This is a genomic window from Streptomyces sp. NPDC096324 (genome assembly GCF_044763015.1).
In the GTDB taxonomy this organism is placed as follows: Bacteria; Actinomycetota; Actinomycetes; order Streptomycetales; family Streptomycetaceae; genus Streptomyces.
The window spans coordinates 116,518-137,887 of the sequence record NZ_JBIWFK010000010.1 but is presented as its reverse complement, the minus strand read 5'-3'; the positions used below and the strand labels follow the sequence as shown (position 1 = coordinate 137,887).

The window sequence follows — 21,370 nt, the reverse complement described above, 5'->3', positions numbered from 1 at the left end:
GCTCGACCGTAGATCGGCTCGGGCACGGGGGCGCTCAGCATCGGTTCTGGCGGCATCCACGTCGCAGTGGACGCCTTCCACCAGATGCCCCGGTGTTGTCCTCTTGCCTGTACGCGGGGACCGAGGCGAGGACGTGTTCGTCGCCCAGCGCCCAGGACATGGCGAGCCACAACACGATGTCGCACACCGGTTTCGACGGGTTCCGAGCAGGTCATGGCCGGCTGGATGGCCAGTGCCGGCCACAAGCGCAACATCCTGGACTGCGGCTTCAAGGAGATCGGCGTCGGGGTGGCGCAGCCCGGCAACTACTGGACACAGGACTTCGGCACGGCCCGCTGACGCTCACAACGCCCACGCCCGTCACGGCCCCGCCGACCATCACGCCGACCGCGGCCGCTCCGCTCGCTCCGGAGCGGCCGCAGTCGGCGTGGGTGCCGTTCTGTCCAGGGCGCGGGTGCCGCGCGAGTCCGGGTCGCCAAAGAAGCTCTGGGCGTCAATCACGCAGGTCGATGGCTCGGCACCCCGTCCCTCACTCTCCCGCAGGAGCTGGGACTCAGGCGTCGATGATGACGGGGATGATGAGGGGCCTGCGGCGGTAGGTGCGAAACGCCCAGTTCGCCACGGCGCGGGCGATGAGCTGTTCGAGTTGGATCGCGTCCCCGACGCCTTCGTCGGCGGCGGTGGCCAGGGTCTTCTCGATGACGGGGATGACCGGCTCGAAGGTGGTGTCGTCATGGGCGAAGCCGCGGGCCAGGAAGTCGGGGGCTTCGGCGAGGGCGCCGGTGTCGGCGTCGACGATCGCCACCACCGTGACCACACCTTCTTCCCCGAGCGTGCGGCGGTCCTTGAGGGAGGCTTCGGTGACGCCGCCGACCTCCATCCCGTCGACGTAGACGTAGCCTGCCGGGACCTTCCCAGTGATGGACGCGCGGCCGTCGACGAGGTCGACGACGACGCCGTCCTCGGCGATGACGACCCGGTCCGGGTCGACACCGGTACGGATGGCGAGGTCGCCGTTGGCCTGCAGGTGGCGCCATTCGCCGTGCACGGGCATGACATTGCGGGGTTTGACGATGTTGTAGCAGTAGACGAGTTCGCCGGCGCTGGCGTGTCCGGAGACGTGGACCTTGGCGTTGCCCTTGTGGACCACGTGGGCGCCCCACCGGGTAAGCCCGTTGATGACGCGGTAGATGGCGCTCTCGTTGCCGGGGATGAGGGAGCTGGCGAGCAGGACGGTGTCGCCCTTGCCGATACGGATCTGGTGGTCTCGGTTGGCCATCCGTGACAGCGCGGCCATCGGTTCGCCCTGGGAGCCGGTGCACACCAGAGTGATCTTGTGGTCCGGGAGCTTCTCCAGCTCCTTCGTGCTCACGACCAGACCGGAGGGGACCTTCAGATAGCCCAGGTCACGGGCGATTCCCATGTTGCGGACCATCGACCGGCCGACGAAGGCGACCTTGCGACCGTGCTGGTGGGCGGCGTCCAGGACCTGTTGGATGCGGTGTACATGACTGGCGAAGCTGGAGACGATGACCCGGCGCGGCGCGGTGCGCAGCACCTGCTCGATCGCCGGGTTCAGCTCACGCTCGGAGGTGGTGAAGCCGGGTACTTCGGCGTTGGTGGAGTCGGTGAGGAACAGGTCCACGCCCTCCTCGCCGAGGCGGGCGAAGGCACGCAGATCGGTGATGCGGTCGTCGAGAGGGAACTGGTCCATCTTGAAGTCGCCGGTGTGCAGAACCATCCCGGCGCCGGTACGGATCGCGACCGCGAGGCCGTCCGGGATGGAGTGGTTGACCGCCACGAACTCGCAGTCGAAGGGCCCGAAGCTGCGCCGGTCGCCCTCCCGCACGCGCACCGTGCGCGGCCGGATGCCGTGTTCCTTGAGCTTGGCCTCCAGGAACGCCAGCGTCAGCTTGGAGGCGACGATGGGAATGTCGGACCGCTCGCGCAGCAGGTAGGGCACGCCGCCGATGTGGTCCTCGTGGCCGTGGGTGAGGACCACGGCCACGATGTCGTCCAGCCGGTCGCGGATGGAGGTGAAGTCCGGAAGGATTACGTCTACGCCGGGCTGGGTCTCTTCGGGGAACAGCACGCCGCAGTCGACGATGAGCAGCTTGCCGGCGTGCTCGAAGACGGTCATGTTGCGGCCGATCTCGCCCAGGCCGCCCAGGGCGATGACCCGCAGCCCTCCTTCGGGAAGGGGCGGAGCGGCTTTTAGCTCGGGGTGTGGGTGGCTCATGCCTGGACGTTACCTGGAGAGTGGGACGAGGCGATCCATTGCCCCGGCGATCTCCTCCTCCTGCCGAGCGGATCGAGCAGCAGGCCGACGATGCTGGTGCAGAACTGCCAGGACGACCGGACACGACGATCGCGGCCAGACAGACAACAGACGATCGTGATGGCAGGCCGTCAGAGACTTGCAGCGTTGATTACGAGGCGTTGTCCGGCCTCAAAGTCCGTGCCGTCGTCCGGAGACGAAGGAGCAGTCATGTTGCAGCGGCCAGAACCCGTCAGTCAGCCGGAATACCTGACTGAGAAGCAGTGGATCGACCTCGCCTTCGCCGTGATGCGCGGCGTGGTCGAGGGGTGTCGGATGGCGGAACTAGAATTGGACCCCGCTCTGGTCTCGGACCTGGGCACGGCTGCGGTGAATGGGCTCCGGGCCCACTTGGATCAGGTGATGGCGGAGTCGTCAGACTGATGACCCGTGCTCCGCAGGAGTGGCGACAGGGACGCCGAGGAACTAGACGCCTCCTGGCTGGCGAAGCGGATCGGCCAGTCCCTCATCGGCCCCCGCCAGGAGTAATCCCCGATCAGGCCGGCCCAGCCGGGCCGATCGTGTGCTCAAGCGGCGGCCCCTACAACGGCAGTTCCGCTCGGCGATCCTGGGATGGCGCGTGGGCCGTCAGCGCGCCGAGCCGGGGGCCGGGCGCCGAGCAGGAGCCACGGCCTTCTCATGCCGGGCGGTCGGCCGCTGAAGCCTGCGCGATGCGACGCGCTGTGAGGGTGGTGACGTGCCAATTGAGCATCCTCAGCCGAATTCACGGGGCCTTTTCGGTCGGCTCGTTGACCATCCTCGTCGTCGCGTCACCAGCCGAGAGGTCGGTGAACCGGCAGTCCCAGCGATCGCCCAGCTCCTTCAGCGCCTCGGCCGGCGGATTGCCGCCCGTTGCCGCGTTCAGATCGGCCACCTCGGCGAAGAAGCCGTCCAGGGCCGGCGAGGTGATGAACAGGAACCGGACCTCGACCCGGCCGGCGTTGTAGGGGGCGATGCACCATCCCCCGGGGTACCACCAGGTAATCCCCAGCACCGAGCGTCAGCGTCCGGTCCCCGACGTCCAGGCTCAGCTCGCCCTCCAGCACACGGAAGGCCTCCTCATGCAAGGCGTGGACATGCGCCGGGGGTGCGGGCGCTCCTGCCGCGTGCGAGTACTCGATCAGTGAGTACGCGCCGCCCGTCGCCGCACTGTCGATCTTCACCGCCGTCGGAGCGCCGGTCGGACCAGGAAACAGCAGGCCCTGGCCCGCCGCGATCACCACTGGATCACTCACTCATGTCACCGCCCTGCACGCCGTCCCTCCATCATCCCGCTGGGCCCCACTCTCCGCATGAGGCCCTCAGCCTGCTCGCCGAACGGGGACGAACCCGCCGCGTTCGGAACGCAGCGAGCCGCCGACTGCAAGATTTGGATCAACGCCAATCCGACACGATCCGCAAGTCTTGACGATTCCTCGGATTTTCAACACGGCCATCACAAGGGAGAAGACCGCTACTCCTCCGCCGGCTTCACAAGCCGAGTTGACGCTACCCCGTGGGGCGCGTGCTCGCCCTCGACGGCGAGTTGCGGTTCCTGGTGGCTGAGGCACTGGCGGCGTGGGCCGTCGTGGTGAAGGCTGGCGGCACATGCCGGACGGCTGACTCTCTCCACGAGAGGCACCGACAGGACGACGGGGGCAGCGGATGGACCGAACCGAGGACGACGCGCGGAAGATCCGCAGGGTTCCCAGCGGATCCGGCTGCCCGGTCGATCGCCGGGCCGACGGTACGTGGCAGGTACGCGGCTACGCGGCGGCGCGCGCGATTCTGCGCAGCACCGACACCGTCCAGGCGGGCCTGGGCGTCGAGACCGTGGAGAAGATGCCCGCCCGCATCCGGCGGCCCGTGCTGTACCGCGACGGGCCCGAACACCGGGAGCACCGCCGTCAGACCGCCCGCTACTTCACACCCCGCCGGGTGGCCGAGCACTACCGGGAACTCACCGAGCGCGTCACGCAGAAGCACCTGGACACCCTGCGGACCGAGGGCGAGGCACAGTTGGAGGACCTCACCTTCGGCGTCTCGATCGACGTGGCGTGCGGGGTGATCGGCCTGACCCACAGCAGACCGGGCATCCAACGACGGCTGGAGCGCTTCTTTCCCGAGAAGTTCGGCAAGCCCGGACTGACCAGCTTGCACGGCCTCTACTGGCTGTTCCGCCAGAACACCAACTGGCTGAGGATCTACCTGTCCGACGTCCGCCCGGCCGTCCGCGTCCACCGCGAACGACCGGCCGACAACCTGATCTCACACCTGATCGAGGAGGGATGTTCGAGCCCCGAGATCCTCGGCGAGTGCCTCACCTACGCCGCTGCCGGGATGGTCACCACCCGCGAGTTCATGTGCGTCGCCGCATGGCATCTCTTCACCGACGCCGCTCTGCGCGAGCGCTTCACGACCGGCAGCGAGACCGAACGCCTCGCGTTGATCCACGAGATCCTGCGCCTGGAACCGGCCGTGGCCCGTCTGAGTCGGCGGACCACTGCCGCTGTGGAGGTGCCGGGCGCTGAGGGTCCGGTCACCGTGCCCGCCGACACGGTCGTCGACATCTTCGTGGACGAGGCCAACACCGACCCGGATGCCGTGGGCACAGCTCCCGCGGCGGTCTGCCCCGGCCGTCCGACGACGACCGGCCGGTACGCGGCCGCCCTCTCCTTCGGCGACGGACCGCACCGCTGCCCCGGTGCCGACATCGCGACGATGGAGACCAACGTCTTCCTCGGCCACCTCTTCGCGCTACCGGGCATCCGGATGGTCACACAGCCGAGCGTCACCTTCCAGGACGAGATCGGAGGCTACGTGATCCGCGGACTCCGCGTGGCCGCCGACCACGTGTGACCCACGCCGGCGACCCGGACCCTCCGCTTCGGAAGGCCGGTTGTCAGTGGGGAGAGCTGCGCCACCATCCTTGGCCGTCGGCGGGCGCAGGCTGCCGTAGACCCACGTCTGCCCAGGTCCGCGGCGTTTGGGGGACCTCCGAACCCGGCGGCAGGCTGCCCGCGACCTCGCGTTCGGAGGGCTCTGACCGTGCGGGCGCGGCCCGTCTGGTGCGGACGACATGGTCGTCAGCGTCCAGGCTGTCCCTCGCGCATTGCGGCCAGAAGGGCCATCTGGCCGCCCATCGAGCCTGCTCCGGCCAGCGGGGTGCGCGCATGCGGCCAGACGCTGCGCACCAGTGCCGTGTGCCGTCCGCCGCCGAGAGCGACCACCGGGTCGAGCCGTACGATGCCGCGCTCCTGTGCCTGGCGGAGGATCATCTGGGCGGTGGTTGCGCCGGCTACGCCGTGCGGGGTGTCGTACGGCTCGATCACGTCATCGGGGTCGAGCAGGCCGTACCGCGCGGAGAGGATGATCAGGCGTTGCGGCCGCAGGGCGTCGGCGGTCCGGCGGCAGGCGCGGTGGTACGAGCCGATGTACATGTCCGCGGCCCGGGCGGGGTGGTCCAGTTTTCGGCTGCCGCAGGGAATGACGAGGAGTTCCGGCCGGAAGCAGTCCAGGTGGTCGGAGCCGGTCACGACGGCTCCCCTCCGGCGATCAGGTGTTGGCCCAGGACCTCCTGGGCCGTCCGCTCGGCGTCGGCGAACTTGGCCCGCCCGGCGTCGGTCAGTGTGACCTCGACCGTCCTCCGGTCCGCTGTACGGCGCCGGCGTTCGATCAGGCCCGCGGTCTGAAGTCCTTTGAGGAGGTACGACATCCGGTCTCCGGGCTCGCGCAGGATCTCCGTGAGGCGGGCGACCGGCATGGGCCGTGCGGTGGCTTCGGCGAGTGCGCCGAGCACGAGGTAGCCGTGGAGCGACAGGCCGTGGTGGACCCGCAGTTCGCCGTGCAAGAGGCCCAAGGTCCGCAGGATGCACGGAGGTTGCCGCCAGGTGGAGGCCGGTGGATCGCGGTCGATCATGTTCCGTCCCAAGGTTCGTTCCTCGGCCGCGGCATGCGACCGTGCCTTTCCCAACCCGCTCGCCCGTGGACCCGATGGCCCTGCGAGCGGACACAGGACCCTCGGATTCGGACAGCTCGCCACGTCGGCCGAGCTGTCGCGCGGATCGGGATCGGGTGCCGATGTCTCGAAGTGAGGGCGTCGTGACCCGCCCGGCCGTCCGCGTTGGCCGGGCCAGGGTCCTAGCGTCATCAGGGCGACGCGGTCGAACCGGTCGATTTCCGGTATCACCCGAGCCTCCGAGCCTCCCGAACCCCGGGTCCCCAGAGTCCCCCGGTTCCCCGATTCCCTGGCTCCCCAGGGCCCTGAGTCCCGAGATTCCGACACCCCGAGTCACGGAGTCCCGGGCTCCGGGCAACCGGGCCACCGGGCCACCGGGCCCGGTCAGGATCCGCACCTGGGTTCTGACCCGGTTCCGGGCATGCGAGGCGGGCCTCGGCCGCGGCCGTGTCGGCATCCGAACAGTTCGAGTGAGGGAAGAAGGCGTTCTGCGCCATGACGTCGCAATCGGACACCGCACGCTCGGTGTCACCCCGTACGGAGTTCGGGATCAACGAATGGGTCGTGGACGAGCAGCGGCAGCGCTACCTGCGCGATCCCGGCTCGGTCGACCGGACGTGGCGGGAGTTCTTCGCGTCCGGGCGGATTCCGGCCCCGCGGACCGAACCGCCCGCGCCCACGGGCGCCGGGCCCGCAGACGGCCGGGCGCAGCTCAAGGCGGTCCGGGTCGCGGCGCTGATCCACGCGTATCGCGTGCGAGGTCATCTGATGGCCGTCACGGACCCCTTGACCCCGGAGTCGGCCGTTCACCCGGAGTTGGACGTCGCCGCCTTCGGGCTCGACGAGGCCGACCGGGCGGAGAAGGTCGTCGTGGACGGGTTCGCCGGCCGCTCCTTGATGACCGTCGGCGAAGTGTTCGACGCGCTGCGGGAGTTCTACTGCCGTACCGCCGGGTTCGAGTACATGCACATCCAGGACGCCGGTGAACGCCGCTGGATCCAGCGGCGTGTCGAGGGGCCCTGGCAGCGGCCCGACCGCGGCGAACAGCTGCGCATCCTCTACAGGTTGGGGTCGGCCGAGGCCTTCGAGACCTTCCTGCAGACCAAGTACGTCGGTCAGAAGCGGTATTCACTCGAGGGCGGCGAGTCCGCCGTCGTGCTGCTGGATGCCTTGCTGCTGCGTGCCATCGACAGCGGAGTGGGGGAAGCGGTCATCGGGATGGCCCACCGCGGCCGGCTCAACGTCCTCGCCAACATCGTCGGCAAGTCCTACGCGCAGATCTTCGGCGAGTTCGAGGACGCGGTGGACCCGCGGTCGGTGCAGGGGTCCGGGGACGTGAAGTACCACCTGGGCGCGGAGGGCACCTACAAAGCCCTCGACGGCCGCGGCATCGCCGTTTCGGTCGTGGCGAACCCCTCGCATCTGGAGATCGTGGGTCCGGTGGTCCAGGGAGTGGTGCGTGCCAAGCAGGACCTGACCGGGGGAGCGGGCGACGCCTTTCCGGTCCTTCCGGTCGTCGTCCACGGCGATGCCGCGTTCGCGGGGCAGGGTGTGGTCGCGGAGACGCTGAACATGTCCCAGCTGCCCGGCTACCGCACCGGCGGCACCGTCCACGTGGTGGTCAACAACCAGGTCGGCTTCACCACGCCGCCCGCCAGCGGTCGTTCGAGCACGTACGCCACCGCCGTGGCCCGCGCCGTCGAGGCGCCGGTCTTCCACGTCAACGGCGACGACCCGGAGGCCGTGGACCGCGTGGCGCGCCTGGCCTTCGACTACCGGGAGACCTTCCACAAGGACGTCGTGGTCGATCTTGTGTGCTATCGGAGGCACGGGCACAGCGAGGTCGACGACCCGTCGATCACCCAGCCGCTGATGTACGACCGCATCGACGCGCGGGCTTCCGTGCGCAGCCTGTACGCCGACTCGCTGATGCGGCGCGGGGACCTGGCGGCGGACCAGGTGGAGGGTGCCCGCCGCAACTACCGGGACCATCTGGAGCGGGCCTTCGCCGAGACACAGGGGCTGCCCGCTTCTGGTAGCGAGCCGTCCACCGGCGCGGGAGCGGACGCCGTCGTGCGTGGGGACGGTGTGCCGGCGCCGGCGCCGACCGCGGTCGGCGAGTCCACCCTCCGCCGGGTGCTCGCCTCGCAGACGGATCTGCCCTCGGGCTTCACAGTGCATCCCCGCGTTCTGCCCCAGCTGCGGCGGCGTACCGAGATGCTCGACGGCGGCACCGCCGACTGGACCACCGCCGAGACGCTGGCGCTCGGTTCGCTGCTGCTGGAGGGCGTGGCGGTGCGGCTGGTCGGACAGGACTCCAGGCGCGGCACCTTCGGCCAGCGCCACGCCGTGCTGACCGACCGCCGTACCGGCGACGAGCACACCCCGCTGGACAGCCTCACCACGCGGCGCGGTGATTTCGCGGTGTACGACTCGATGCTGTCCGAACTCGCCGCCCTGGCCTTCGAGTACGGCTACGCGACGGCCCGGCCCGACGCCCTGGTGCTGTGGGAGGCGCAGTTCGGGGACTTCGCCAACGGAGCCCAGACGGTCGTCGACGAGTACCTCGCGTCGTCCGAGCAGAAGTGGGGCCGGCGCTCGGGCGTCACCCTGCTGTTGCCGCACGGGCTGGAGGGGCAGGGCCCCGACCACTCGTCCGCGCGGATCGAGCGCTTCCTGCAGTTGTGCGCACAGAACAACATGACCGTCGCCCAGCCCACCTTGCCCGCCAACTACTTCCACCTGTTGCGGCAGCAGGCGCTCGACGGCCGGAGCCGACCGCTGGTGGTCTTCACGCCGAAGTCCATGCTGCGGTCGAAGGCGGCCGTCTCCGCGCCGGCGGACTTCACCGACGGTAGGTTCCTGCCGGTCTTGCCGGACACGACCTCGGATCCCGCCGGGGTCACCCGGATCCTGGTCTGCTCCGGCAAGATCAGTCACGACCTCGCGGCGCGCCGCCGTGAACTGGGCCGGACGGACACGGCGATCGTCACCGTGGAACGTCTCTACCCCTTCCCCGAACGGGAGCTGACCGCCGAACTCGCCCGCTTCCCCGCCGCCGCCAAGGTGCGCTGGGTGCAGGAGGAGGCGGAGAACCAGGGGGCCTGGTCCTTCCTCGCCCCGCGGCTCATGAAGTCGGCGGAGCGGGTGGTGGAACACGTCAGTAGGCCCGAGTCGCCCGTACCTGCCGTCGGTTCCGCGCACCGGCACGCGGCGGAGCAGAAGGCCCTGCTCGCGGAGGCCTTCTCGTGAGCGCGACGACAGACCGCGACGACGGAACACGACGACAGACCGCGACGACGGATTACGGCGCCGGACTACGACGACAGACTGTGCGGACAAAATACGCAATCGCTAAAATATGGACTCCGCACGCGCGGGTGGAAGGCATCTCATGACGAAGCGGATCACCTACCGCGGGATCTACGAGCAGAAGTCCGCCGGGGGCGGCGGCGACGGTGACGAGCGGGTACTGGTCGACCGGGTCTGGCCCGGCGGCATCCGCCGGCGCGGCGCGCCCCTCGACGAGTGGTTGCGCGAGGTGGCCCCGTCACCGGAGCTCCAGCGTTGGTACCGGTACGACCCGCTGCGCTTCGGCGAGTTCCGCCGCCGCTACCTCGCCGAACTCGACGACCCGGGTCACCGGCGGGCCGCGGCGAAACTGCACGATCTGGCCCAGGACCACAGCCTGACCCTGCTGACGGCGACCCGGGACACGGAGCACAGCCACGCGGCGGTCCTCGCCGAGTGGCTGGCGGACCCGGACCACGCCAATGCCCGGACCGACAGGCCCGACGGGTCCGGTCCCGGTCACACCCTCGTGAAGCCGCCCGTGCCCGCGCCGGGTCGCGTCGCCGACGAGCACCCCGACCCGGATCCCGGGAAGGCAGGCCGTACCGACGCGGCCGAGGCCGCGGCTCCGCCCGGCTTCCGCGGGGCCCTCGCCGAGAGGGCCACCGATCTCAACGCCGGCGCGCTCGCCTTCGTCATGGGCACCGGCATCGTCTCCACAGCCCTGTACCTGGGCGGTGCCCACGAGGTCTCCACGGTACTTCTCTGGACAGCCCTGGCCGGGTTCGCGCTGCTTCTGCCCGTCCAGGCATGGCGTCTGGCGCGACGGCGGCAGCGGTTCGTCGCCGAGTTCCTCGGCCCCCGTTCCTTCGTCTTCCTCACCATCGCCATCTCCGCGAATGTGCTGGCCGCCCGTCTGGTGCCGGACGGCCACACCACGGCCGCCGCCGCGTTCCTGGCATTCGGAGCCGTCGGCTGGCTGGTGCTGGACTACGGCATCCCGATCGCGCTCATCACCACGCTGAGACGGAGCCCGTCGTTCGACCAGGTGAACGGCACCTGGTTCCTGTGGGCCGTCGGATCCCAGTCGGTTGCGGTGGGCGCGGCCTCCTTGGCTCATACCGGCACCGGGCACGTACTGCCGGTTCTGGCAGCGGTGTGCTTCGCCGTCGGCGTCGTCCAGTATCTGCTGATCGCCGGCATCGTCCTGGCGAGACTGCTCGCGCGCCCGGTGCGGCCCGAGGGCCTCATGACGTCCGTCTGGATCTTCATGGGAGCGGCGGCGATCACGGTTCTCGCCGGGGTCCGCCTCGCCGCCCTGCCGACCGCGGCCACACTGCTGCCGAGGCCCGTCCTGATGGGTTCCTCCGTCGTGCTGTGGGCGTTCTCGACCTGGCTGATCCCGCTGCTGCTGGCCCTCGGGGTCTGGAGGCACGCGGTGCGCCGCATTCCGCTGCGCTACGACACGGGCTGGTGGAATCTGGTCTTCCCGATCGGCATGTACGCGGTCACCACCCATGAACTGGGACGGGCTACCGGGACGTCCTGGATGGTCACCTTGGGCCGCTGGGAGATCTGGGTCTCGGCCGTGGTCTGGGCGGTCACCTTCGCCGCGATGGCGGTGAGCGTGCTGCGCCCCCGCAGCCGCGCTGCTCAGGGGCAGAGTCCTCGGGCGGAGCGGGCGCCCCGCCCGGGGAACGCCGCCTAGCGTGGGGCCGTGCGGCGCGGCCGTCGGCGGCTCACGCCCGGCGGCCGCTCCTCGCCAGGCTCAGGGCGTGGCGCAGTGAATGCCGTACGACGATCGCCCACGCGGCGACGAGCACCACGTACAGGGCGACGGTGGACCACGCCAGTGGCTGTGAGCCGGAACGGACGGCCAGGCCGCCGGTGGCGGTCACCGCTGCGCCCAGGGGGAAGATGAAGGCCCACCAGGTCGGCGCGAAGGGCAGGCCCCTGCGGACGGCCCGTACGGTCAGCGCGGTGGCAAGCACCAGCCACAGCATCGCGAACCCCCACAACCCGACACCGCCCAGCAGCGCCGCGACCGCGGCCCCTCGCGCGTAGGGGGCGGGCAGCCCGCTCGGGGCGGAGGTGGCCAGTGCGCCCATCCCGGTCACGGCCTGGTCCAGGGCCCCCACGCCGATCCAGACCGTGGGGACCAGCACACCGGCGGGCGCGTCGTGATGCACCAGGCGGCTGTAGAGCATGGCGAGGACCAGCATGACGGCGACGAGTCCGAGCCCGAGCATCGCGGCACAGCCGAGCAGCAGCGACAGCCGTGCCTGGCCGGCCGGGGCATGAGGAACGAGCAGGGCACCCGTCGCGGCCGAGACCAGCGGTGGCACCACGGGCAGCAGCCAGCCGCCGAAAGCCGCGTCCGGTGCGAAACGGTGCCGGGTGACCATGAGATACGGCACGGCGCACGCGGTGACGAGCCCCAGCGCCGTGCCGGCGAACCACAGCACCCAGTTCACGTCGACCGCCGCCCGCGTACCGATCAGGCGATGTCCCAGCAGCAGGGTTCCCGCACCGACGATGAGCAGGGCCATCGGCATCGTCCCCAGGAAATGGACGTGTACGGGGTCGTCGGCGTGGGCGCGCAGGGCCTGCTGCCGGAGATAGCCGACGGCGAGGACGACCAGCAGCAGTGCGGTGGCCACCCAGAGCACCGTGGCCGCGTCGCGCAGCCCGGGGATGTGGCGCGGCAGCGTGGCCCCCGCGTCGGCGACGATCCCCGTGCCGATGACGGCCGCGAACCAGCCGGGAGCGAGCCGTCCCTTCGTGCGGCGCTCCGGCGGGGCCCCATCGGGGTGGGCGCGGGCTTCATCGGTGTGGTCCGGAGCTGGGTCGGTCTCGTCCTGGACGGGCCGGGTGGTACGTGAGTGCGATGTCACGGAGTGCGGAGCCTTGTCTTCTCGTGCGGCGGCGGCACCGGTGGCGCGCGTGCCCGGTGGCCGGATGACGTGCGCGGGGCGGTGAACGGCAGAAGGCCGACGAGTGCCGGGCCCGCCCGGGGTGGGCGGGACCGTGGGCCCGTTGGCCTCGACGAAGCTATGGGGCGGCGCGGGGCCCGCCACAGGTCACCGCGCGCCACGATGCCCTCGTACCAGGACATCCGCGCCGTTCGACCGGTGGGCCGGGAGCGGGTGCGGCCGTGCATGTCCCGATCCGAGGGTGTCGTGTCTCTTGGCGCGGCCACCGGCGGACGGCGGCGGGCCGCTGAACACGGGCGAGGAACGGCAGGCGAGCGTCCCGGGCACCGGGTCACGCGACCGCCTCCGACACCCCTGACCGAGCTCAGTCAAGACACCCGTCGCGGGCTACCCTGAGGGGTGTCCGCCCGACATGGAGGCACAGCATGAAGGCCAGATCGTCCGCCCGGGATCCGCTGCTGGTGACGGTGCTGGTCTTCCCGGGCGTACGGATCCTCGACGTCACCGGACCCGTCGAGGTGTTCACGACGGCCAACGAGTTCGGGGGCCGATACCGCGTCCGCGTCGTCTCCCCGGACGGAGCGGACGTGGTCACCTCAGCCGGCACCGGCCTCGGCGTCGAACTGTCCGTCGCGCAGGTGACCTCCGACAGCGACGTGCTCGTCGTCCCCGGCGGCCCCGAATGGCCGTCCCTGATCAAGGACGACACCCTGCTCGACGCCGTCCGGGCACTCGACGCGCGCAGCCGCCGCACGGTGTCGGTCTGCACCGGCGCCTTCCTGCTCGCCGCGGCCGGGCTCCTCGACGGCCGCAGAGCGACCACGCACTGGCGCTTCACCGACGAACTCGCCCTGCGCTACCCCACGGTGACGGTCGACCCCGACGCGCTCTTCGTGCGCGACGGCCACATCATGACCTCGGCCGGAGTCAGTGCGGGCATCGACGCGTCCCTCGCCCTGGTCGAGGAGGACCACGGCGCCCACACCGCCCGCACGGTGGCCAAGGACATGGTGGTCTTCATGCAACGCCCGGGCGGACAGTCCCAGTTCAGCGTCCGCACCCGTACCCCGCAGGTACGCCACGAGGTGCTGCGCCAGGTCCTGGACGCCGTCGCCGGAGACCCCCCGGCGAACCACACCGTCGCCGCCATGGCACGGAGGGCGGGCGTGAGCTCACGCCACATCACGCGCATGTTCCACGACGAACTGGACACCACACCGGCCCGCTACGTCGAGGAGATCCGCCTGGAAGGGGCCCAGGCGCTGCTGGAGAGTGGCGACGACCCGATGGCCACGGTGGCCCGCCGCACAGGCCTCGGCTCGGCCGAGTCACTGCGCCGCGCCTTCGTACGCAAGCTCGGCATCACCCCGGGCGCCTACCGTGCCCGCTTCCGCACCACCGGTGCGACGGGCACCCTGGACGCCAGGAGCCGCACACCCATCGGGGGCACTTCACGCGAGGCCGCGGTTTCGTGAGGTCTTGAGGCCACCGCGTGTCCGGGAGGTCCCCCCCGCACGACACCTCGGCCGGTCATGTGCCGGAGCACCGCCGGCAGGACCGTTCGCTGACAGCGGCCGGGAGGAGGCGGGCGTTTGACGCATCGCCGGCGCGATGAGGCCGGGCCGCCGCACCGCCGACCCATCGGTTCGGGACGGAGAAGTCGGTGCCGCGCAGCTGGACCATCTCGCCCTGACCCGTGAGGTGGCCGGGTCGGCGAGACGGGCGTCTCATCGTGAGCCCAGGCAGGATTCGGCGACACGGGGTCCTCGCGGACCCGGCCGCCGGAGACGCCGACGGCCCCGATGACGCCGCCGTCGGGGCCGAGGATGGGCAGGTCGCCATCGAAGCTCACCAGACTGCTGTGTTGGTGAGCTGAGTTCCCCGCCCGGCTGGGACATCGGCGCCCCGAAGGCCGCCGGCCCGGCGGACCCGGATCGACGGGCACACGGACAGCGGATTCCCGCACGGCAACTCCCACTTGTCGCATCGTGGAATCCATCGACGAAAGCGATGCCCTCGCGCTGACATGCGTGCGTCACGGAACCCGCGACATGAACACACGGCACAGCGGGGGCCGTTGGACACTTACGAGTTGCCGCTGCGCACCGCAGCTGATCGATGTGCGGGTTGACCGCGAAGACACTAGCGTAACGTGAAAGGGTCTAAACGCGCCAAACGGGCCATAACGCCGAGGAGGCGACCCAGCAATGGCAAAGGTCTTGTTCATCGTGAGCGGCGCTACCTACTGGGTGCTGAAGGACGGCACACGGTACGCGACCGGCTACTGGGCCGAGGAATTCGCCAACCCCTACAAGCTGCTCACCGACGCCGGCCACTCCGTCGTGGTGGCGACACCCGGCGGCGCCACACCCAACGTCGACATGATGAGCCTGCGCCCGTCCATGGCGGGCGGTGAACAGGGTGCCCTCGACCTGGAGGCCATCATCCGCGATGCGGAAGTCATGCGCCGACCGCTGCAGCTGTCGGACGTGCGACTGGAGGACTACGACGCCGTATACCTTCCCGGCGGCCACGGCCCCATGTCGGACCTGGCCTTCGACGCCGACGCGGGCCGCCTGCTCACCGCCCAACTGCAGTCGGGAAACCCGCTGTTCATCGTGTGCCACGCACCCGCCGCGATACTCTCCACGCGGATCCACGGCGTTTCACCCTTCGAGGGCTACAACGCCACCGGATTCACCAACGACGAGGAAGAAGCCGTCGGCCTGGCCTCCCGGGCGACGTGGCTGCTGGAGACGGACCTCAAGGAGAAGGTCGGCGTCAACTACAGCCGGGGCCCCATGTGGGAGCCGTACATGGTCGAAGACCGCAACCTCGTCACCGGCCAAAACCCTCACTCCGCCGCGGTGTTGGGCAACCGCATGCTGGAGATCCTCAAGTAGACACTGTCCAGGCGGCGTTCACATTTCCACAGCAACAGCCCCAACGCGGTGGGGGTACACGCACCGCGGGACCCTGTCCAGCGCGGTGGTCGTCCGGCAGGGCCTCTGCAATTCGCGAGGCACGGACGGCCCTCGGCCAGTCCCGGTGCTACGCGACCCGGGTCCGCGACTCCACTTCCTTTGCGGACATCGGGCCTTGGACGCGGTAGACGTCGCCGACCCGCAGATTGCTCGGCGTGCTGTACTCGCCGTAGGTACCGATGACCGAGAGAGCCACCTGGGAATCGGGCTGCCAGAAAGTGCGGAAGTACGGTGCGTTCGCCGGGATTTCGGGGATCTCCAGCAGCGGGACGCCACGCCGCTTCAGCAGCCGTTCCAGCTTCGCGAACCGAAGCCGGGGAGTGAACCTTCCGTACCGGGCGCGGAGCCCTTCGTTGACGAGGGTGCGGTCCCGGTACGCGAGCTTGTGCACTTGAAGGGTGAAGTGGTTGCCCGCCCAGGGGTCGTCGGCGCGCCCGCGGCTCCAGTAGAACTCGGCGAGGCCGTAGTCACGGCACAGGCTGCGGTCGCTGAAGGAGTTCTCGGCGAAGTCGGACCCGAGTACCCCCGTGACGCGGTCGGGAGAGTCGGCGGGGCCCAGGCCGAGCACGGTGCCGGTAGTGACGACATCCACGTAGAACGACAGGGAGTACGGAGTCAACAGCTCATCATCCTCGATCGGGGCAGCTCCGTCGGCCGGGCGGGAACTCGATCCGCCCTGAGCGCTTCACCACTATGTTTCATGCGTCGTCACAGAGTTGGCTGTCGGGATCTGGCCGCCTCGATGTCCGGTACGTGTTCCTCGGCCCAGAGTCGTACGGCGCGGAGCGGGACGAGCAGGGACCGGCCCAAGGGTGTCAGAGCGTATTCGACGCGGGGCGGGTTCTCGTCGTACGCGTGTCGGCTGACCAGGCCGTCGGCCTCCAGCGAGCGCAGGGTCTCGGTGAGGACCTTTGGAGTGATGCCTCGGATATGCCCCTTCAGTTCGCTGAAGCGGCGAGGTCCCTCGTCGAGGGCGTTGACGACGAACACGGTCCAGCGCGCGCCGATGCGGTGCAGCACGGTGCGGCTGGGGCAGGTCGCCGCCATCACGTTGTACGCCTTGCCCATCGCTGCTCCCAGTTCCGTTGAAGATACCGGTATCAAATCCATACCGTGGTGCTCGATCCTACGGAAGGAGTCGAGACACATGGAACGGATCCTGGTCATCGGCGGTGCACGGGCGCTGGGCGCCGCCGTCGCGAGGCGTGCGGCGAAGGACGGGTACGAGGTGGTCGTCGGTGCCCGCGATCTGGCTGCCGCCGAGGTGCTGGCGGCCGAGATCGGAGCCACGGCGGTGCGGGTGGACCTGCAGGACGAGTCGACGATCGCGGCCGCGGCGGAGGGGCTGAAGGGCGGGGTCGACCACATCGTGACGACCGGTTCGGCGCCGCACGACGTTCGCGCGACCGAACTGGACCGCGACAAGCTGCTGGCCGCGTTCACGGCGAAGGCGGTCGGCCCGATGCTGGTGGCCAAGCACTTCGCGCCGGTGTTGCGGCCGGCCGGGTCGATGGTGCTGTTCTCCGGTGTGGTGGGCTGGCGCCCCGGGCCGGGATCTCTCGTCACGGGCGCCACGAACGGTGCGGTCGAGTATGTCGCCCGCCACCTGGCGGCGGATCTGGCGCCGGTACGCGTCAATGCCGTCTCACCCGGGGTGGTCGACTCGGGCGCATGGGATCGCCTCGGGGAGAAGAAGACCGCTTTGCTGAGCAGGAGCGCGGCGGGGACCTTCGTCGGGCGTCATGGAGAGGCCGATGACGTCGTCGACACGGTGATGTGGCTCCTGCGTGCGGGCTTCGTCTCCGGCGAGACGATTCATGTCGAGGGCGGCGCCCGCCACAAGTCCGCCTGATCGCAACGGTGTTCCCCGGGATGGGTGTCGCGATGCACGTGCTGCGGCCTGTGACGGGACCCGTGACGAGGTGCCTGTGACGGGGGGAGCGCATCGGGAGGTCATCCGTGCCGCAGTTGAGAGCGGAGACGGCATGCCGGGAGCCCTGACCGTCGCACAGCGGCCCGGTGTGCTCAGTCGGGATCAGGCCGCAGGTAGGTGAGGACGGCGAGGACCCTGCGGTGGGTCTCTTCCATCGGAGGCAGGTCCAGCTCGGTGAGGATGTTGCCGATGTACTTGCCGATCGCCGCTGCCGGCAGGACAAGATCCTTGGCGATCGCGCCGTCGGACTTGTCTTCGGCGATCAGTGCCGGTACCTCGCGTTCGCGTGGTGTTGCCGGATCGGGCTCGCTTTCACCTGAAGTGCCGTCGTGCGAAGCCGAGTTGCCGGATGAAGGGGAGGGGGCGACGGGCAGCGACCGCACGCCGCTCGCTAGCATTCCTTCACATGATGCGGCGGGGGTGGCGGCTGGGTGCCGTGGCGGTGCTGGCGGCGATCTGTGTCTCCGGTCCAGATGGGCCGAGAGTCATCCGCACGGCGGCGGACCTCGGTCCACTGCCCACCGACCGCTACGACTTCACCCCGCAGGACTTTCAACGATCCCAACGGGCCACGGCGTTGCTGGTACGGCAGTGCATGGCGGAGCACGGGCATCCGGGGTTCCCGCTCGACCCCCGCTACCCCGGCGATCCTGTCGTCCTCACCGCCCTCAGCACCGACTACGGCGTCCTGGATCTCGCCGACGCCCGCCGCTGGGGCTACGGCTGGGACCCGGCGAAACCCCTGGCTCCCCAGCCGAAGGGTCGCCGGATGACCAACGCGGAGTACGCGGACCTCCCCGCCTGCAACACCGACGCGAACCGGCGGCTGATGCGGGGTATCGACCTCGAGCGGGACTGGCTCTACGCGAGCACACGGGCGATCGAGGTCGACAAGGCGGTCAAGCGCGACCCACGCCTGCGCGCTGCTTGGGCGACGTGGTCCCGCTGCGTGGCGGAACAAGGATTCCCGCGCTATCCCGACCCCGTCGCCGCGTACTCGGACACCACCTGGCGGCGGAGGAGTGACGGCAACACCCGGCATACACAGCGGGAGCGGGCCACCGCCGCCGCGGACGTCACCTGCAAGCGCCGCCACCACACGGCCGAGCTCTGGCACACCGTACGGGCGCGGAAACAGGCCGTGGACATCACCCGGCACCGCGACCGCTACGCCGCCGGACTGCTGGCGCTGCGGACGTACCGGGCCACCGTCGCCGACGTGCTCCTCAAGTTCGGCTAGTTCGGCCAGTTCGCCGATTCTGCCCTGGCCGTCGCGATCGTCGCGTCACGTCCTCTCGGACGACGCAGTCCAGCACGCCCAGAACGTCCGCGTGCGCGGCGGAATCCAGCGACTGGACTACGTTCGCCCCGGCCGGGGCAGGTCGCGGCGATCCCGCTAGCCGGCCCGACAGCTCAGAGCCGGCGTACCCGCGCCACCCGGCGCCGCGCTGAACCCGAAGCCGGTCGAGGCCCCGGCCGCGATGGCGCCGTTGTGGTCGGCATTGCTCGCGGTCACCGCTTTGCCCACCTGGCTGTAGGAGGCGTTCCACATTCCGGAGATGGTCTGGTTGCCGGGCCATTCCCAGGTGACCTGCCACGACTTGGTCGCCGAGGAGCCCGTGTTGGTGACCGTGACGTCGGCGTTGAATCCACTGCCCCAGTCGCTGCTCACCTTGTAGGTGGCCTTGCATCCGCTGGAGCCGCCCCCGGTGCCGGTGGTCGTCGCGGTGACCGACGCGGACGCCGGAGAGGTGTTGCCGGCCGCGTCGCGCGCCCGCACGGTGTAGTCGTACGACGTGCCGGCGGTGAGGCCCGTGTCGGTGAAGGACGTGCCGGTGATCTGACCCGCCTTGGCCGTGCCGCGGTAGACGTCGTAGCCGGTCACCCCGGTGTCGTCGGTGGACGCTTTCCACGACAGCGACACAGTTGACGCGGTGGTAGCGGTCACGGCCAGTCCGGTGGGTGTCGAGGGCGCGGTCGTGTCTCCGCCGCCCCCGCCTCCGCCTCCGGAGAAGCCCGGAGCCTTGGCGGTGGCGAGATAGCCGTCCTTGACGGTGTCCACGGTCTGCCAGTCGTCCTTGAGGATGCCTCCCGTGTCGCCGGAGTTCGGATTCCACGACCAGAAGGTCCAGTTGAAGCTGTCGGCCCCGTACGTGCTGGTGGGCCGCAGGTAGTCGACGAGCGCCGCGAGCCACTTCTGGTCGACCGTCGACTGCAGGGTGGTGCCGAACTCGCCGAGCCAGACGGGGGCGATGTTCTGTTTGAAGATGTAGCCCCAGTACTTGTCCCAGACGGCCGGCATGTTCGCCGGGAAGGACGGGTCGCTGAACCACGGTTGCTGAGCGACGCTGGTGGCGTAGTCGTGGGCCGAGTAGACGAGGCGGTTGGCGACACTCAGCCGCACCGGCGCGGTGGCGACTCCGGAGAGGTTGCCGCCCCACCAGGTGCTCTGACCGTTCACCGTCTGGACGCCCTCGACGAAGATCAGCAGGCTGGAGTTGACGGACAGGACCGCGTTGCCGGCCCGTTCGGCGGCGAGACGCCAGTCGGTGTTCGTGTCACCGCATCCCCAACAGGCGGGGTCGTGCGGCTCGTTGTGCAGGTCGATGCCGATCACGGCGGTGTTGCCCTGGTAACGCGACGCCAGGGCCTTGAGGTTCGCGATCCAGGTCGTCTCGGGGACGGCGGAGGTGTACCAGAGTGCCGACTGGGCGGAGGAGTCGGGCCGATGACGGTCGAGTACTACCTTGAGGCCGATCGAGCCCGCGTAACCGACGATCTTGTCCATCACCTGGAGGGAGTTGAGCCCCTGAAGGTCGGCGTTCAGACCGTTGGCGTAGCTGATGCCGTTGGGTTGGGTGCCCTTGAAGATGTCGTCGCTGTAGGGCAGGCGGATCGTGTTGTAGCCCAGGGTCTTCATCTGGTCGATCATCGACTTGTAGTCGCGTGACCAGAGTCCGTGCGCCACGTAGTTGGAGGTCTCGAACCCGAACCAGTTGATGCCGGCCATGCGCACCGGCTGGTTCTGTGCGTCGACGATCCGGCGGCCGTCGGTGTGCCAGTATCCGGCGCCGGACACGGCTGCCGCATTCGACGGCGCGGCGGCCGCCCGCGCCGGTACCGCCACCGTGAAGGGAACGACTGCCGCGAGTGCCGCGGTGAGGAGCGCGACCAGGGCACGCCTGACGCGGAACGAGGGTGGGTGACGCATGGTGGGGGGGGGTCCTCTCCGGGTGGGAGCGCTCCCATTCTTGGGCGCACGTCTCCGGGCGGGCAGGTGGATGGGCGTCCGGCATGACGGCTCCCGCGGACCGGCAGGAGTGTCCCGCTCCCGACGGCCGGCTCGTCCAAGCCGGACTGCGCACATGGAAGCCACTAAGCGTGTTCGCGTCAATACCTTGCGCGGTGATCGCCTCCTCCGTGTGGATGTCGGCCAACGCGTGCGCTCCATTTCGGCCATGCCCGCGCCATCCTGGCCACGGAGGACGTACCCCTGGCCATGGCGGGCGTGCCCCCGGCCGCGGGGAGGGTGACCCCGGTGGCGAGGGAGGGTGACCCCGGTGGCGGGCGTGCCCCCGCCTCCCGGGCCCCCGCAGTCCTCGCCCGGCGCTCCTCGGACGCCGTCGTGTTCGCGTATGCCGTGATCTGGCGTGCGCCCATGCGGCCGTGGGCGAGTCCTAGGCGGGGAGGCGGGCATGCAACGGATCGTCAGGAAGGCACTCTTTGCACGGGTGTTGACATCTGGAGTGGAGGCACTGCACTTTGGGAGCGCTCCCACGTTCGGTGTCCCAGCCCCACCGTCCTCTCAACGACCGGCCACTGTCCGTGCGCCACGACGAGAACGCCGGACCCACGTCCGGACGACGCCGGCGCGCGTCCAAGCTCGACGGCCCCTCGGTTCCACCTTGCGCGACGCACACGGTCGCACCTTCGTCATGCCCGCACGCAACGCCTGCCCGGCGGACACCCGCCCGG

17 protein-coding genes and 1 pseudogene are annotated in these 21,370 nt (G+C 70.0%); 9 read left to right on the top strand and 9 right to left on the bottom strand.

Annotated features, from left to right (window positions below; all coding sequences use genetic code 11):
• The first annotated feature begins 213 nt into the window (after positions 1-213).
• The gene (locus ACIQ7M_RS27640; RefSeq protein ID WP_403649273.1) at positions 214-339 is read left to right on the top strand and encodes a CAP domain-containing protein; all 126 of its coding nucleotides are present in this window, start codon (positions 214-216) and stop codon (positions 337-339) included.
• A gap of 214 nt (positions 340-553) precedes the next feature.
• On the opposite strand, the gene ACIQ7M_RS27635 is transcribed toward ACIQ7M_RS27640, so the two are convergent.
• The gene (locus tag ACIQ7M_RS27635; RefSeq protein ID WP_355213477.1) at positions 554-2,239 is read right to left on the bottom strand and encodes a ribonuclease J; all 1,686 of its coding nucleotides are present in this window, start codon (positions 2,237-2,239) and stop codon (positions 554-556) included.
• 249 nt (positions 2,240-2,488) lie between these two features.
• On the opposite strand from ACIQ7M_RS27635, the gene ACIQ7M_RS27630 reads away from it, so the two are divergent.
• The gene (locus tag ACIQ7M_RS27630) at positions 2,489-2,701 is read left to right on the top strand and encodes a hypothetical protein (RefSeq protein WP_403649270.1); all 213 of its coding nucleotides are present in this window, start codon (positions 2,489-2,491) and stop codon (positions 2,699-2,701) included.
• 340 nt (positions 2,702-3,041) lie between these two features.
• On the opposite strand, the gene ACIQ7M_RS27625 is transcribed toward ACIQ7M_RS27630, so the two are convergent.
• The gene (locus ACIQ7M_RS27625) at positions 3,042-3,311 is read right to left on the bottom strand and encodes a hypothetical protein (RefSeq protein ID WP_403649764.1); all 270 of its coding nucleotides are present in this window, start codon (positions 3,309-3,311) and stop codon (positions 3,042-3,044) included.
• Between the two features lie 650 nt (positions 3,312-3,961).
• Here ACIQ7M_RS27625 and ACIQ7M_RS27620 point away from each other — a divergent pair.
• On the top strand, positions 3,962-5,155 hold the full coding sequence (locus ACIQ7M_RS27620; RefSeq protein ID WP_403649268.1) for a cytochrome P450: 1,194 nt from the start codon (positions 3,962-3,964) through the stop codon (positions 5,153-5,155).
• Between the two features lie 227 nt (positions 5,156-5,382).
• Here ACIQ7M_RS27620 and ACIQ7M_RS27615 read toward each other — a convergent pair whose 3' ends face one another.
• Together ACIQ7M_RS27615 and ACIQ7M_RS27610 are read right to left on the bottom strand one after the other, a co-directional pair.
• Positions 5,383-5,832 (bottom strand): DUF6884 domain-containing protein, encoded by a 450-nt coding sequence (locus ACIQ7M_RS27615; protein ID WP_403649265.1) that lies wholly within the window; start codon positions 5,830-5,832, stop codon positions 5,383-5,385.
• The gene (locus ACIQ7M_RS27610) at positions 5,829-6,227 is read right to left on the bottom strand and encodes a winged helix DNA-binding protein (RefSeq protein WP_403649262.1); all 399 of its coding nucleotides are present in this window, start codon (positions 6,225-6,227) and stop codon (positions 5,829-5,831) included. The genes ACIQ7M_RS27615 and ACIQ7M_RS27610 overlap by 4 nt, the downstream gene beginning before the upstream one ends.
• Before the next feature lie 522 nt (positions 6,228-6,749).
• Between ACIQ7M_RS27610 and ACIQ7M_RS27605 the strand changes: the two genes are divergently transcribed.
• Together ACIQ7M_RS27605 and ACIQ7M_RS27600 are read left to right on the top strand one after the other, a co-directional pair.
• Positions 6,750-9,506 (top strand): multifunctional oxoglutarate decarboxylase/oxoglutarate dehydrogenase thiamine pyrophosphate-binding subunit/dihydrolipoyllysine-residue succinyltransferase subunit, encoded by a 2,757-nt coding sequence (locus ACIQ7M_RS27605; RefSeq protein ID WP_403649259.1) that lies wholly within the window; start codon positions 6,750-6,752, stop codon positions 9,504-9,506.
• Between the two features lie 142 nt (positions 9,507-9,648).
• Positions 9,649-11,253 carry a DUF488 family protein gene (locus ACIQ7M_RS27600; protein ID WP_403649256.1) on the top strand — a complete coding sequence of 535 codons (1,605 nt, stop codon included), beginning with the start codon at positions 9,649-9,651 and terminating at the stop codon, positions 11,251-11,253.
• Between the two features lie 31 nt (positions 11,254-11,284).
• Here ACIQ7M_RS27600 and ACIQ7M_RS27595 read toward each other — a convergent pair whose 3' ends face one another.
• Positions 11,285-12,439, bottom strand: a complete 1,155-nt coding sequence (locus ACIQ7M_RS27595) for a TDT family transporter (protein ID WP_403649253.1) — start codon at positions 12,437-12,439, stop codon at positions 11,285-11,287.
• 464 nt (positions 12,440-12,903) lie between these two features.
• Here ACIQ7M_RS27595 and ACIQ7M_RS27590 point away from each other — a divergent pair, with 464 nt between their 5' ends.
• Both ACIQ7M_RS27590 and ACIQ7M_RS27585 read left to right on the top strand, forming a co-directional pair.
• Positions 12,904-13,953 carry a GlxA family transcriptional regulator gene (locus ACIQ7M_RS27590; protein WP_403649250.1) on the top strand — a complete coding sequence of 350 codons (1,050 nt, stop codon included), beginning with the start codon at positions 12,904-12,906 and terminating at the stop codon, positions 13,951-13,953.
• 732 nt (positions 13,954-14,685) lie between these two features.
• Complete coding sequence (locus tag ACIQ7M_RS27585; protein ID WP_386983259.1) at positions 14,686-15,381, top strand: type 1 glutamine amidotransferase domain-containing protein; 696 nt, start codon at positions 14,686-14,688, stop codon at positions 15,379-15,381.
• Between the two features lie 148 nt (positions 15,382-15,529).
• Here the strand turns inward: ACIQ7M_RS27585 and ACIQ7M_RS27580 are convergent, their stop codons facing one another.
• Together ACIQ7M_RS27580 and ACIQ7M_RS27575 are read right to left on the bottom strand one after the other, a co-directional pair.
• Positions 15,530-16,081 (bottom strand): hypothetical protein, encoded by a 552-nt coding sequence (locus ACIQ7M_RS27580; RefSeq protein ID WP_403649246.1) that lies wholly within the window; start codon positions 16,079-16,081, stop codon positions 15,530-15,532.
• Between the two features lie 89 nt (positions 16,082-16,170).
• Positions 16,171-16,530, bottom strand: a complete 360-nt coding sequence (locus ACIQ7M_RS27575) for a winged helix-turn-helix transcriptional regulator (protein WP_386983306.1) — start codon at positions 16,528-16,530, stop codon at positions 16,171-16,173.
• Here ACIQ7M_RS27575 and ACIQ7M_RS27570 point away from each other — a divergent pair.
• Positions 16,523-17,314, top strand: coding sequence for an SDR family oxidoreductase (locus tag ACIQ7M_RS27570; protein ID WP_403649242.1), 792 nt, complete (start codon positions 16,523-16,525; stop codon positions 17,312-17,314). The genes ACIQ7M_RS27575 and ACIQ7M_RS27570 overlap by 8 nt on opposite strands.
• A 173-nt stretch (positions 17,315-17,487) precedes the next feature.
• Here ACIQ7M_RS27570 and ACIQ7M_RS27565 read toward each other — a convergent pair.
• Positions 17,488-17,688: pseudogene (locus ACIQ7M_RS27565) on the bottom strand (DNA-binding response regulator); the annotation flags it as partial.
• 113 nt (positions 17,689-17,801) lie between these two features.
• Between ACIQ7M_RS27565 and ACIQ7M_RS27560 the strand changes: the two are divergent.
• Positions 17,802-18,635, top strand: a complete 834-nt coding sequence (locus ACIQ7M_RS27560) for a hypothetical protein (protein ID WP_403649239.1) — start codon at positions 17,802-17,804, stop codon at positions 18,633-18,635.
• Between the two features lie 156 nt (positions 18,636-18,791).
• On the opposite strand, the gene ACIQ7M_RS27555 is transcribed toward ACIQ7M_RS27560, so the two are convergent.
• On the bottom strand, positions 18,792-20,606 hold the full coding sequence (locus ACIQ7M_RS27555) for a cellulase family glycosylhydrolase (protein WP_403649236.1): 1,815 nt from the start codon (positions 20,604-20,606) through the stop codon (positions 18,792-18,794).
• Between the last annotated feature and the right edge of the window lie 764 nt (positions 20,607-21,370).

Bases quoted from the DNA above. Each gene is read 5' to 3' on its own strand.
- ACIQ7M_RS27640 (WP_403649273.1), top strand. From the start codon at position 214: ATGGCCGGCTGGATGGCCAGTGCCGGCCACAAGCGCAACATCCTGGAC.
- ACIQ7M_RS27635 (WP_355213477.1), bottom strand. From the start codon at position 2,239: ATGAGCCACCCACACCCCGAGCTAAAAGCCGCTCCGCCCCTTCCCGAA.
- ACIQ7M_RS27630 (WP_403649270.1), top strand. From the start codon at position 2,489: ATGTTGCAGCGGCCAGAACCCGTCAGTCAGCCGGAATACCTGACTGAG.
- ACIQ7M_RS27620 (WP_403649268.1), top strand. From the start codon at position 3,962: ATGGACCGAACCGAGGACGACGCGCGGAAGATCCGCAGGGTTCCCAGC.
- ACIQ7M_RS27605 (WP_403649259.1), top strand. From the start codon at position 6,750: ATGACGTCGCAATCGGACACCGCACGCTCGGTGTCACCCCGTACGGAG.
- ACIQ7M_RS27600 (WP_403649256.1), top strand. From the start codon at position 9,649: ATGACGAAGCGGATCACCTACCGCGGGATCTACGAGCAGAAGTCCGCC.
- ACIQ7M_RS27590 (WP_403649250.1), top strand. From the start codon at position 12,904: ATGAAGGCCAGATCGTCCGCCCGGGATCCGCTGCTGGTGACGGTGCTG.
- ACIQ7M_RS27585 (WP_386983259.1), top strand. From the start codon at position 14,686: ATGGCAAAGGTCTTGTTCATCGTGAGCGGCGCTACCTACTGGGTGCTG.
- ACIQ7M_RS27575 (WP_386983306.1), bottom strand. From the start codon at position 16,530: ATGGGCAAGGCGTACAACGTGATGGCGGCGACCTGCCCCAGCCGCACC.
- ACIQ7M_RS27560 (WP_403649239.1), top strand. From the start codon at position 17,802: ATGATGCGGCGGGGGTGGCGGCTGGGTGCCGTGGCGGTGCTGGCGGCG.
- ACIQ7M_RS27555 (WP_403649236.1), bottom strand. From the start codon at position 20,606: ATGCGTCACCCACCCTCGTTCCGCGTCAGGCGTGCCCTGGTCGCGCTC.